11 protein-coding genes are annotated in these 12,232 nt (G+C 71.9%); 5 read left to right on the top strand and 6 right to left on the bottom strand.

The window, feature by feature from the left end; all coding sequences use genetic code 11:
* Positions 1 to 5: 5 nt before the first annotated feature.
* The 5 genes from ACIRS4_RS11525 to ACIRS4_RS11545 all read left to right on the top strand — a co-directional run bounded on the left by ACIRS4_RS11525 (position 6) and on the right by ACIRS4_RS11545 (position 4,644).
* On the top strand, positions 6 to 692 hold the full coding sequence (locus ACIRS4_RS11525; protein WP_404193434.1) for a histidine phosphatase family protein: 687 nt from the start codon (positions 6 to 8) through the stop codon (positions 690 to 692).
* Positions 693 to 779: 87 nt separating this feature from the next.
* Positions 780 to 1,370, top strand: coding sequence for a DUF3090 domain-containing protein (locus ACIRS4_RS11530; protein ID WP_351097470.1), 591 nt, complete (start codon positions 780 to 782; stop codon positions 1,368 to 1,370).
* The gene (locus tag ACIRS4_RS11535) at positions 1,334 to 2,167 is read left to right on the top strand and encodes an SCO1664 family protein (RefSeq protein WP_404193437.1); all 834 of its coding nucleotides are present in this window, start codon (positions 1,334 to 1,336) and stop codon (positions 2,165 to 2,167) included. Before ACIRS4_RS11530 ends, ACIRS4_RS11535 begins: the two co-directional genes overlap by 37 nt.
* Before the next feature lie 92 nt (positions 2,168 to 2,259).
* Positions 2,260 to 3,489, top strand: coding sequence for a cysteine--1-D-myo-inosityl 2-amino-2-deoxy-alpha-D-glucopyranoside ligase (mshC, locus tag ACIRS4_RS11540; protein ID WP_404193440.1), 1,230 nt, complete (start codon positions 2,260 to 2,262; stop codon positions 3,487 to 3,489).
* A gap of 189 nt (positions 3,490 to 3,678) precedes the next feature.
* Positions 3,679 to 4,644, top strand: coding sequence for a superoxide dismutase (locus ACIRS4_RS11545; RefSeq protein ID WP_404193442.1), 966 nt, complete (start codon positions 3,679 to 3,681; stop codon positions 4,642 to 4,644).
* 62 nt (positions 4,645 to 4,706) lie between these two features.
* On the opposite strand, the gene ACIRS4_RS11550 is transcribed toward ACIRS4_RS11545, so the two are convergent.
* From ACIRS4_RS11550 to ACIRS4_RS11575, 6 genes are all read right to left on the bottom strand, one after another.
* A complete protein-coding gene (locus ACIRS4_RS11550) occupies positions 4,707 to 5,633 on the bottom strand; it encodes a PAC2 family protein (protein ID WP_404193445.1) in 927 nt (308 codons plus the stop codon).
* A 142-nt stretch (positions 5,634 to 5,775) separates the two neighbouring features.
* Positions 5,776 to 6,447 carry a FadR/GntR family transcriptional regulator gene (locus tag ACIRS4_RS11555; RefSeq protein ID WP_404193448.1) on the bottom strand — a complete coding sequence of 224 codons (672 nt, stop codon included), beginning with the start codon at positions 6,445 to 6,447 and terminating at the stop codon, positions 5,776 to 5,778.
* Between the two features lie 170 nt (positions 6,448 to 6,617).
* Positions 6,618 to 8,234 (bottom strand): FAD-dependent oxidoreductase, encoded by a 1,617-nt coding sequence (locus ACIRS4_RS11560; protein WP_404193451.1) that lies wholly within the window; start codon positions 8,232 to 8,234, stop codon positions 6,618 to 6,620.
* A gap of 66 nt (positions 8,235 to 8,300) precedes the next feature.
* The gene (glpK, locus tag ACIRS4_RS11565; protein ID WP_404193454.1) at positions 8,301 to 9,839 is read right to left on the bottom strand and encodes a glycerol kinase GlpK; all 1,539 of its coding nucleotides are present in this window, start codon (positions 9,837 to 9,839) and stop codon (positions 8,301 to 8,303) included.
* A gap of 75 nt (positions 9,840 to 9,914) precedes the next feature.
* Positions 9,915 to 10,709: an MIP/aquaporin family protein gene (locus tag ACIRS4_RS11570; protein ID WP_404193457.1), complete on the bottom strand. Its 795-nt coding sequence runs from the start codon at positions 10,707 to 10,709 to the stop codon at positions 9,915 to 9,917.
* A gap of 433 nt (positions 10,710 to 11,142) precedes the next feature.
* A complete protein-coding gene (locus ACIRS4_RS11575) occupies positions 11,143 to 11,907 on the bottom strand; it encodes an IclR family transcriptional regulator (protein ID WP_404193459.1) in 765 nt (254 codons plus the stop codon).
* Between the last annotated feature and the right edge of the window lie 325 nt (positions 11,908 to 12,232).

Below are 12,232 nucleotides of genomic sequence, written 5' to 3' on the forward strand. Positions count from 1 at the left end.
GCCGCATGCCCACGCTGATCCTCGTCCGGCACGGACGGTCCACCGCCAACACCGCCGGCCTCCTCGCCGGCTGGACTCCCGGCGTCGCCCTCGACGAGCGCGGCGCCGAGCAGGCCGCCGCTCTCCCCGGGCGGCTCGCCGGCCTGCCGATCGCCGAGGTCGTCGCCAGCCCCCTGCAACGCTGCCAGGAAACCGTCCAGCCCCTCCTCGACGCCCGCCCCGGCCTGCCCGCGCACACCGACGACCGGATCGGGGAGTGCCACTACGGCGACTGGTCGGGCCGCAAGCTCGCCGAGCTGAAGGACGAACCGCTCATGGACATCGTGCAGGCGCACCCCTCCGCGGCCGCCTTCCCGGGCGGCGAGTCGATGCGCGCCATGCAGACCCGCGCCGCCGAGGCGGTCCGCGAGTGGAACGCGCGCGTGGAGCGCGACCACGGCGCCGACGCCGTCTACCTCATGTGCTCGCACGGCGACATCATCAAGTCGCTCGTCGCCGACGCGCTCGGACTCCATCTCGACCTCTTCCAGCGGATCTCCGTCGAACCGTGTTCCATCACCGCGATCCGCTACACCCGGTTGCGGCCCTTCCTCGTCCGCCTCGGGGACACCGGCGACTTCGCCTCCCTGACGCCCCGCGAGGAACCCCCCGCCGAGGACGCCGCGGTCGGAGGAGGTGCGGGCGCACCGTGATCGTCGGCCGCAGTAGGGTGAAGCGGTCCGCATACGCACGTTCACGCATGGACGTTCACGTACCCACGATTCCCATGGAGACAGGACGTGTCCCGTCAGGTGTTCCTCTACGACCCCCCGGACCGCTTCGTGGCCGGTACGGTCGGACTGCCCGGACGCCGTACCTTCTTCCTCCAGGCCGCCGCAGGCTCCCGGGTGACCAGTGTGGCCCTGGAGAAGACCCAGGTCGCCGCGCTCGCCGAGCGCATGGACGAACTGCTGGACGAGGTCGTACGCCGTAGCGGCGGGAGCGCCGCCGTACCCGCCGTGGCGCCCGCCGAGGTCGCCGACACCGCGCCCCTCGAAACGCCGGTCGAGGAGGAGTTCCGGGTCGGCACCATGGCCCTCGCCTGGGACGGCGAGGAACAGCGCATGATCGTCGAGGCGCAGGCCCTCGTGGAGCTCGACGCCGACTCCGAGGAAGACCTCGCCGAGGCGGAGGAGCGGCTGCTCCAGGACGAGGAGAACGGGCCCCCGATGCTGCGGGTGCGCCTCACCGGCGCCCAGGCCCGGGCCTTCGCCAAGCGGGCCCTCGACGTCGTCAACGCCGGCCGGCCGCCGTGCCCGCTGTGCAGTCTGCCGCTCGACCCGGAAGGACACGTATGTCCGCGCCAGAACGGATACCGCCGCGGGGCGTGACGACCGCCGGCCCCGCCTTCGCCGAACTGCTCGCGCGGGGCGAGCTGACCGTGCGCGGACGCATCCAGGACGCCTCCAACGCGGCCCTGTACTGCACGGTCGCCCACGAGGGCCGCGAAGCCGCCTGCGTGTACAAACCCGTCGCGGGGGAGCGGCCCCTGTGGGACTTCCCCGACGGCACCCTCGCCCAGCGGGAGGTCGCCGCGTACGCCGTCTCCGAGGCCACCGGCTGGGGGCTCGTACCGCCCACCGTGCTGCGCGACGGACCGTACGGCGAGGGCATGTGCCAGCTGTGGATCGAAGCCTCCGCCGAGGACGGGCTGCTCGCCCTCGTCGACGCCCGGGAACCGGAGCCCGGCTGGAAGGCGATCGGTCTCGCCGACGTCGGCGAGGGCCGCACGGCGCTCCTCGTGCACGCCGACGACGAGCGGCTGCGGCGGCTCGCCGTCCTCGACGCCGTCGTCAACAACGCCGACCGCAAGGGCGGCCACCTCCTGACCACCGGCACCGGACACCTCTACGGCATCGACCACGGCGTCACCTTCAACGCCGAGAACAAACTCCGCACCCTGCTGTGGGGCTGGGCCGGAGAACCCCTCACCCCGGATGCCGTCGAAGCCCTGGAGCGCCTGCGCACCGCCCTGGAACCCGCCGGAGAGCTGACGGGCGTCCTGGCCGGGCTCATCACACCGGCGGAGACCGACGCCACCCGCGCGCGCGTCGACGCCCTGCTGGCCTCCCGCAGGCACCCCGAGCCCGGCGGCGACTGGCCGGCGATCCCCTGGCCCCCCGTCTGACCACACCCGCGGCGGGCGCGCAAGAGTGCCTTCCCGGTCAACCGGCAGGCTCCGGTTCGTGACACGGACTCCGGTCCGGTTAGGCTCATGACATGCATGCCTGGCCCGCTTCCGAGGTCCCCGCCCTGCCTGGTCAGGGCCGCGACCTGAGGATCCACGACACCGCGACCGGCGGCCTCGTCACCCTCGACCCCGGTCCCGTCGCCCGAATCTACGTCTGCGGCATCACGCCGTACGACGCGACCCACATGGGTCACGCGGCCACCTACAACGCGTTCGACCTCGTGCAGCGCGTGTGGCTCGACACCAAGCGGCAGGTCCACTACGTCCAGAACGTCACCGACGTCGACGACCCGCTCCTGGAGCGGGCCCAGCGCGACGGCGTCGACTGGACCGCCCTCGCCGAGAAGGAGACCGCCCTCTTCCGCGAGGACATGACCGCCCTGCGCATGCTCCCGCCGCGGCACTACATAGGCGCCGTCGAGGCGATACCCGGCATCGTGCCGCTCGTCGAGCGACTGCGCGACGCCGGCGCCGCCTACGAGCTCGACGGCGACGTCTACTTCTCCGTCGAGTCCGACCCGAACTTCGGCAAGGTGTCCCGCCTGGACGCCGCCGCCATGCGGCTGCTCTCCGCCGAGCGCGGCGGCGACCCGGACCGCCCCGGCAAGAAGAACCCGCTCGACCCGATGCTGTGGACCGCCGCCCGCGAGGGCGAACCCAGCTGGGACGGCGCCTCCCTGGGCCGCGGCCGCCCCGGCTGGCACATCGAGTGCGTCGCCATCGCCCTGGACCACCTCGGCATGGGCTTCGACATCCAGGGCGGCGGATCCGACCTCGCCTTCCCGCACCACGAGATGGGCGCCTCCCACGCCCAGGCTCTCACCGGCGAGTTCCCCATGGCCAAGGCGTACGTCCACGCCGGCATGGTCGGCCTGGACGGCGAGAAGATGTCCAAGTCCAAGGGCAACCTCGTCTTCGTCTCCCAGCTGCGCCGCGACGGCGTCGACCCGGCGGCGATCCGGCTCGCCCTGCTCGCCCACCACTACCGCGCCGACTGGGAGTGGACCGACCAGGCGCTCCCCGACGCGCAGGACCGGCTCGGGCGCTGGCGCGCGGCCGTCTCCCGGCCCGACGGCCCGCCCGCCGAGGCCCTCGTCGAGGAGATCCGCGACGCCCTCGCCGACGACCTGGACGCCCCCGCCGCGCTGGCCGCCGTCGACCGCTGGGCCGCGCTCCAGCAGGAGCGGGGCGGCACCGACACCGGGGCGCCCGGCGTCGTGTCGCGAGCGGTGGACGCGCTGCTCGGCGTGGCGCTGTAACCCGCGCGCGACCACCGGCAACGGCCCTTCCCTCCCGGGACGAACACCCCGGAAGCGGAAGGGCCCTTGCCGTTCATCGGCCCGACGCGTCGTCAGGGCTGCGGGGACGCCTGTCATGTGATGGGGTGTGAGCGTTTCCCACGACCGCTCCGCCGGCCACGAGCCGGCCCCCATGCGGAAGGACGCACAGTGGCATCCACAGAACGGTCCTTAGCCCGCCGCAGGCTTCTCACCGCGACCGCCGCCCTGTCCGGCGCGGCGCTCCTCGGCGGCGCCGGCGCCACCACCGCCCAGGCCGCCGGCGCGCGCGGCACGGCATGGCCGACCGCCTTCCCGCTTCCCGACGGCTTCCAGCCCGAGGGCATAGCCATCGGCAGTCGCCCCTACGCCTACCTCGGCTCCCTCGCGAACGGCGACGTCCACCGGGTGAGCCTCGCCACCGGCCGTGGCTCCCTGGCCGTCAAGGGCCTCGGCGAGGGCCACCCCACCGTCGGACTGAAGATCGACCGGCACCACCGGCTCTTCCTCGCCGGCGGCCCGAGCGGCGAGATCCGCGTCGCCGACGCGCGCACCGGCGAGACCGAGCAGGTCCACGCCACCGGCGGCGTCTTCGTGAACGACGTGATCCTCACCCCGGGCGCCGCCTGGTTCACGGACTCCTTCGCACCCCGGCTCTACAAGCTGGTCCTCGGCCGGCACGGCGCGCCCCAGGCGCTGGAGACCCTGCCGCTGAGCGGGGACTGGGTGCAGGGCGAGGAGTTCACCGCCAACGGCATCGAACGCACCCCCGACGGCAGGGCGCTGCTGGTGGTCGACACCGTCGCCGACGGCGGCGGCCTGATGCGGGTCGACCCGGCCACCGGAGCCGCCCGCGCGGTCGACCTCGGCCCTTCCCGGCTGCCCGACGGAGACGGCCTGCTGCTGCTCGGCCGGACCCTCTACGCCGTCCAGCAGCGGCAGAACGCGATCGACGTCTTCCGGCTGAACGCGGCCGGCACCCGGGGCACCGCCATCGCCCGGATCACCGACCCGCGCTTCCGCATCCCGACGACGGCCGCGGCGTGGGGCGACCGCCTCTACCTGCCGAACGCCCGCTTCGACGTCGACCCGACGCCCGCCACCGACTACGACGTGGTGACCGTGGACCGCGTCTGACGACAGGAGGGCGGTGCGCCGACGCGCACCGCCCTCCTCGGCCTGCTCGCCCCGCAGGGGCTTCAGTCCTCCGACGAATCCTCGTCGTCGCTCGTCGGCTTGGGCGGCTTCGGCGGGCGGGTCCGCTCACCGGGATCGGGTGGACCCCCGCCGTCCCGGCGCCGCAGATACCGCTCGAACTCCCGGGCGATCGCCTCACCCGACGCCTCCGGCAACTCCGCGGTGTCGCGGGCCTCCTCCAGCGTCTGGACGTACTCGGCCACCTCGCTGTCCTCGGCGGCGAGTTGATCCACCCCGGTCTGCCACGCGCGGGCGTCCTCGGGCAGTTCACCCAGCGGGATCCGCACGTCGATCAGGTCCTCCAGACGGTTCAGGAGAGCCAGCGTCGCCTTGGGGTTGGGCGGCTGCGACACATAGTGCGGCACCGCCGCCCACAGGCTCACGGCCGGCACGCCCGCGTGCGTGCACGCCTCCTGGAGGACGCCGACGATGCCCGTCGGACCCTCGTACTTGGTCTCCTCCAGGTCCATCCGGCGGGCCAGGTCGGCGTCGGACGTGGTCCCGCTGATCGGCACCGGACGCGTGTGCGGGGTGTCGCCGAGCAGGGCGCCCAGGATGACCACCAGCTCCACGCCCAGCTCATGGGCGAAGCCGAGCAGCTCGTTGCAGAACGAGCGCCAGCGCATGGACGGTTCGATCCCGCGCACCAGCACCAGATCGCGCGGCTTCTCACCGCCGACCCGCACCACCGACAGCCTCGTCGTCGGCCACGTGATCTTGCGAACGCCGGACTCCATGAACACCGTGGGGCGGTTCACCTGGAAGTCGTAGTAGTCCTCGGCGTCCAGCGCCGCGAACACCTCGCCCTTCCACTCCCGCTCCAGATGCGCGACCGCGGTCGAGGCGGCGTCGCCGGCATCGTTCCAGCCCTCGAACGCGGCCACCATGACCGGGTCGATCAGCTCGGGAACCCCCTCGAGCTCGATCACCCAGCGCCTCCTTCCGACGTGCCCTCGCCTGACCACCCAACCTTACGGCGTTCCGCGGGGGCGCCCGCAGCCCCCTCGCACGGGGGAGTGAACGGATCACTGCCCCGATCCCGACCCCCGAACACCCGTCCCCCGAAGCCGCTCACAGGCTCGACCGCAGCCACTGCTCCACGCTCGCGATGTGCACCGTCGCCCAGGAGCGCGCCGCCTCCGCGTCCCGGGCACGCAGCGCCGCGACGATCGCCCGGTGCTCGCGCAGGGTCGCGGCGACGGCGTCCTCCTGGGTCAGACCGCGCCAGATCCGGGCCCGGGTGGTCGGCCCGGACAGGCCGTCGAGGAGCGAGCACAGCACCGCGTTGCCGGCGCCGCGCACGATGGCACGGTGGAACTCGAGGTCGCAGGAGACGAGTTCCTCCACCGACGGCGCCTGCCCGAGCTTGTCCAACTGGGCGTCCAGCGCGTCCAGTCGCCGCTCGCTGATCAGCGAGGCGGCCATCGCCGTCGCGGCCGGCTCCAGGATGCGCCGCACAGCGAGGAACTCCAGGACGGTGTCGTCGCGATGGAAGTCCACGACGAAACTCAGCGCCTCCAGCAGCAGTTGCGGATCGAGGCTCGTCACATACGTCCCGTCGCCCTGACGCACGTCCAGGATCCGGATCAGCGACAGCGCCCGCACCGCCTCCCGCAACGAGTTGCGCGACAGGCCCAGTTCGGCGGCGAGCTCGCTCTCCTTCGGCAACCGGTCCCCGGGCCGCAGCGCTCCGGAGACGATCATCGCCTTGATCTTCCCGATGGCCTCGTCCGTGACCGCCATGCCCCGACCTCCCAGCCGTCCCGCACCCGTCCGCACACGCTCCCGCCCGCCCGCGCCCAGACATCGGATGTCTGGCGCACATTATGCGCGCCCACGCCGAGAGGGGCGCCTCCGGCGGTACGGAAACGCCCCTCTCACGGTGTCGGCCCTCGGTGCGGCCGCCGGCGGGACTACTTCTTGTCGAGCAGGTTCTGCACCTTCGTGCGGACCTCGTCCGAGGCCAGACCGCGGATGGTCAGCGTCGTACGGCGGCGCAGCACGTCGTCCGCCGTCTCGGCCCACTCGTGGTCGCGGGCGTAGACGACCTGCGCCCAGATCTCGGGGGCGTCCGGGTGGACCCGCTCGCCCAGCTCCGGGTTCTCGTTCGCCAGCCGGGCGATGTCGAAGGCCAGCGAGCCGTAGTGCGTCGCCAGGTGCTTGGCGGTGTCGGCGGCCATGCGCGGGCCGGGCGCCGGGTTGTCCACCAGCAGCCGGTGGGCGACCGCCCGCGGGTTGGCGACACCAGGCAGCGGCAGCTTCTTCGGGAGCGCGGAGATCGGCTCGAAGTCGTCGCCGAGCGGGTGGCCCGGCAGCGCCTCCAGCTTCTGCATCACCGTGCGGCCGATGTGACGGAACGTCGTCCACTTGCCGCCCGCGACGGACAGCATGCCGCCCCGGCCCTCGGTGACGACGGTCTCCCGCTTGGCCTTGGCCGTGTCGCCGGGACCGCCCGGCAGCACCCGCAGCCCGGCGAAGGAGTAGGTGATCAGATCACGGCTGAGCTGCTGGTCCCGGATCGAGAACGCGGCCTCGTCCAGGATCTGGGCTATGTCGTTGTCGTTGACGGCGACATCGGCCGGATCGCCCTCGTACTCCTCGTCGGTGGTGCCGAGCAGCAGCATGTCCTCCCAGGGGAGGGCGAAGGTGATGCGGTACTTGTCGATCGGGGTGGCCAGCGCGGCCCGCCAGGGCGAGGTGCGCTTGAGAACCAGGTGTGCGCCCTTCGACAGCCGGATCGACGGCGCCGCGTTCTCGTCCTCCATGCGGCGCAGGTGGTCCACCCACGGCCCGGTCGCGTTCAGCACCAGCCGGGCGTTCACGCCGAACTCGTCGCCGGAGACCCGGTCGCGCAGATCGGCGCCGGTGACCCGGCCCCGGGTGAAGCGCAGCCCCTTCACCTCGGCGTGGTTGAGCACCACGGCGCCCGCCTCGACGGCCGCGCGGACCGTCATCAGCGCCATCCGGGCGTCGTTCATCTGGTCGTCGCCGTACACGGCCACAGCTTTGAGGTTGTCGGTGCGCAGCTCGGGCACGTCCTGCGCGGCCTTGGCGGGGGAGAGCAGATGGCCCACCCCGTCGCCGAAGGCCGACAGGGCGGAGTAGGCGAACACGCCCGCCCCGAGCTTCGCCGCGCCGTGCGGCCCGCCCTTGTACACCGGGAGGTAGAACGTGAGCGGGTTCGCCAGGTGGGGGGCCACCTGGCGGGAGACCGCACGGCGCTCGAAGTGGTTCTCCGCCACCAGCTTCACCGCGCCGGTCTGCAGGTAGCGCAGACCGCCGTGGAGCAGCTTGGAGGAGGCGGAGGAGGTGGCGCCGGCGAAGTCGCCGGCGTCGACCAGGGCCACCCTCAGGCCGGACTGCGCGGCGTGCCAGGCGGTGGAGATGCCCAGGATGCCGCCGCCGATCACGAGGAGGTCGTACGACGCCTTTGCGAGCTGCTCCCGGGTCTCGGCCCGGCTCGGGTTGGAGCCGGAGGCCGGGTGCGTACCCAGGGCAGGCACGGACTGGAGGGTGGACTGACTGGTCATATCGGGTTCTTACTCCTCATGTGAGCTCCGGCCGCGGCCGGCTTCGAAGCGGGGAGCCGGCTCTCGTCAGCTCTCGTCCTCGAGCCAGCCCATGGTCCGCTCGACGGCCTTGAGCCAGCTCTTGTACTCACGGTCGCGGGTGTCCGCGTCCATGCGGGGGGTCCATTCGGCGGCCCGGCGCCAGTTGGCGCGCAGGTCGTCGGTGTTGGTCCAGAAGCCGACGGCGAGGCCGGCGGCGTAGGCGGCGCCGAGGCAGGTCGTCTCGGCGACCATGGGGCGCACCACGGGCGCGTCCAGGAAGTCCGAGAGGGTCTGCATCAGCAGGTTGTTGGAGGTCATGCCGCCGTCGACCTTGAGGGCCGCAAGCTCGACGCCGGAGTCCTTCGTCATGGCGTCGGTGATCTCACGGGTCTGCCAGGCGGTGGCCTCCAGGACGGCGCGCGCGAGGTGCGCCTTGGTGACGTACCGGGTGAGGCCGGCGATCACACCGCGGGCGTCGGAGCGCCAGTACGGGGCGAACAGGCCGGAGAAGGCCGGCACGAAGTACGCGCCGCCGTTGTCCTCGACCGAGAGCGCGAGCGTCTCGATCTCGGCGGCGGTGGAGATCAGGCCCATCTGGTCGCGCATCCACTGCACCAGCGAACCGGTGACGGCGATGGAGCCTTCGAGGGCGTAGACCGGCTTGTCCTCGCCGATGCGGTAGCCGACGGTGGTCAGCAGCCCGGAGTAGGAGTTGATGATCTTCTCACCGGTGTTCATCAGCATGAACGTGCCGGTGCCGTAGGTCGACTTGGCCTCGCCCTCGGCGAAACAGGTCTGGCCGAACAGTGCGGCCTGCTGGTCGCCGAGCGCGGAGGCGACCGGGATGCCGCCCAGCAGGTCGCCGAGCTTGCCGCCGGTGATCTCGCCGTACACCTCGGCGGAGGAGCGGATCTCGGGGAGCATCGCGAGGGGGACGCCGATGGACTCGGCGATCTTCTCGTCCCACTCCAGCGTGTGCAGGTTCATCAGCATGGTGCGGGAGGCGTTGGTGACGTCGGTGTAGTGCTTGCCGCCGTTCACGCCGCCGGTCAGGTTCCAGATGACCCAGGTGTCCATGGTGCCGAACAGGATGTCGCCGGCCTCGGCGCGCTCGCGCAGGCCCTCGACGTTGTCCAGCAGCCAGCGGGCCTTGGGGCCGGCGAAGTACGAGGCGAGCGGCAGGCCCGTCTCGCGGCGGAAGCGGTCCTGTCCGACGTTGCGGCCGAGCTCCTTGCACAGGCCGTCGGTGCGGGTGTCCTGCCAGACGATGGCGTTGTGGACGGGCTCGCCGGTGTTCTTGTCCCACAGCAGCGTGGTCTCACGCTGGTTGGTGATGCCGATGGCCTTGATGTCGTCCCTGGTGATGCCGGCCTTCTCGACGGCTCCGGCGACGACTTCCTGGACGTTGGTCCAGATCTCGTTGGCATCGTGCTCGACCCAGCCCGGCTTGGGGAAGATCTGCTCGTGCTCCTTCTGGTCGACGGAGACGATGCGCCCGTCGCGGTCGAAGACGATGCAGCGGGAGGAGGTGGTGCCCTGGTCGATCGCCGCGATGAAGGGGCCGGCGGTGTGGGCGTCGGTCACTGTGTGCTCCTGGGAGTTCCGTGGGTGAGGGGCAGTACGTACGGCGCGTGCTGGCGGTGCAAGGTGCAGCCTGGCCTATGCGAATGCGACGTTGTAGATGCCTGCGGCGATCGCCCCGCCGATCAGCGGGCCGACGACGGGGATCCAGGCGTAGGCCCAGTCGGAGCCGCCCTTGTTGGGCAGGGGCAGGAGGGCGTGCACGATGCGCGGACCGAGGTCACGGGCCGGGTTGATCGCGTAGCCGGTGGGGCCGCCGAGGGACAGGCCGATCGAGACGACCACGAGCGCGGTGACCAGTGCGCCCAGGGTGCCCAGACCGTTGCCCTTGTCGTTCAGGCCCTGGGTGAGGACGGCGAGCACCAGCACGATGGTGCCGATGATCTCCGTGGCGAGGTTCTGCACGACGTTGCGGATCTCCGGACCGGTGGAGAAGACGCCCAGGACCGGGCCCGCGCCCTTCTCCTGGGCCTCCACGGCCTTGGCCGCCGTGGTCTGGGCGCCGGGGCCGCCGACGATCTCACGGTCGGTGAGGTGGGCGTGGAACTGGCCGTAGTAGGCCACCCAGACCAGCGCCGCGCCGATCATGGCGCCGAGCAGCTGTCCGGCCCAGTAGAGCGGAACGTTGCTCCAGTCGCCGTCCTTGATCGCGAGGGCGAGCGTGACGGCCGGGTTGAGATGGGCGCCCGAGAGCGGGGCCGAGGTGTAGACCGCCGTGAGGACGGCGAAGCCCCACCCGAAGGTGATGGCGAGCCAGCCGGCGTTACGGGCCTTGGAGGCCTTCAGCGTGACGGCCGCGCAGACGCCGCCGCCGAGCAGGATGAGTATGGCGGTACCGATGGTCTCGCCGATGAAGATGTCGGAGCTGGACACCCGCGACTCCTTTGTCCTTCGTCCAGGGGACCGAACCCCGGGTCCCTCCGGGGGTTCGAGCCGCCCTCGGGGGTGAGAGCGATGCCGGCCCATGGCGTTGCCACACTCTAGCGCGTATTGCCGGTAGGTGTTCGACAATGCCGACCGATGGACGGGAGTCTTTCTCCGGCGTTCCGTGCACGTCAAGAGCTGTGTTGTCGAATGCAGGATCGTTATTGATCGGTTCCGATCGTCACACCGATGATCGAACCTGCCCCGAATGTCCCTTTCAGGGTATGGCGAAGGCCGGAACGCCGTACGGCGCCCCGGCCCGCTCTCACTCACTTCTCAGAACCGCGCCGCGCTCAGGGCTCACAGAGCAGCGCCGCGCCGACGTTCCCCCAGAACCGCGCCGCGCTCAGGGCTCACAGAGCCGCGCCGCGCCCACGTCCCCTCAGAACCGCGCCGCGCCCAGATCCCGTGACACCGCGCGGGCGCAGTCCCGCACCGCCGCGATCAGCTCCGGACGCAGCTCGCCCTCCCGGCACAGCCGCTCCACCGCCCCCGTGATCCCGACCGCCCCCACCGGCATGCGCCGCCGGTCGTGCACGGGCGCGGCGATCGAGGCCACGCCCTCCCAGGTCTCCTCCACGTCGGCCGCGTAACCACGCGCGCGCGTGAGGTCCAGAAGCTGCTCGAAGTCCTCCGGCTCGCACACCGTGCGGTCCGTGAAGGGCTTGCGGTCGGCCTCCAGCGCCTCGCTGTGCGCGACCGGGTCGTACGCCGACAGCACCTTGCCCAGCGCGGTGGAGTGCAGCGGCTGCATGGCCCCGATCTCCAGCACCTGCCGGCTGTCGTCGGGCCGGAAGACGTGGTGCACCACCAGCACGCCCTGCTGGTGCAGCACTCCCAGATGGACGCTCTCCCCGCTGGAGCGCGCCAGGTCGTCCGTCCACACCAGAGCACGCGCCCGCAGCTCGTGCACATCGAGGTAGGTGGTGCCCAGGCGCAGCAGTTCCGCGCCCAGTTGGTAGCGCCCCGAGGCCTCGTCCTGCTCGACGAACCCCTCCTGCTGGAGGGTGCGCAGGATGCCGTGGGCGGTCCCCTTGGCCAGACCCAGCGACGAGGCGATGTCCGACAGGCCGAGCCGCCGCTCGCCGCCCGCGAGGAGCCGCAGCATCGCGGCCGCCCGTTCGAGCGACTGGATGTTCCGTGCCATCGCCGTCCTGCCTCCGTCCCCTCGACCGCACACGCGCGGCAACCACCGCCGTCGTTCGGCAATGTCGAACACTACCGGTCCATGTCGACCTCCCGCTAATAGTCGGCCGGAAGGTGTTGCAGCAATCGGCCCTTACGGGTGAACCGCACGCCGCCGGGGTCCGTCCCGTGGACGCCATGACCATAAGCCCGCCGACCCGGCTACGCTGGCGGCGAGCGCCCTCCACGGAAGATCCGTGCGCCGCCCCTCCCGGGCGGCTCCCGGGAGCGACCGCGGAGTCGGCGCCGAAGAAGCCGACAGCCGTCGCATCCGAGGGAGCCCTTAC

It is taken from the genome of Streptomyces sp. NPDC101166, assembly GCF_044768125.1.
Classification (GTDB): domain Bacteria; phylum Actinomycetota; class Actinomycetes; order Streptomycetales; family Streptomycetaceae; genus Streptomyces.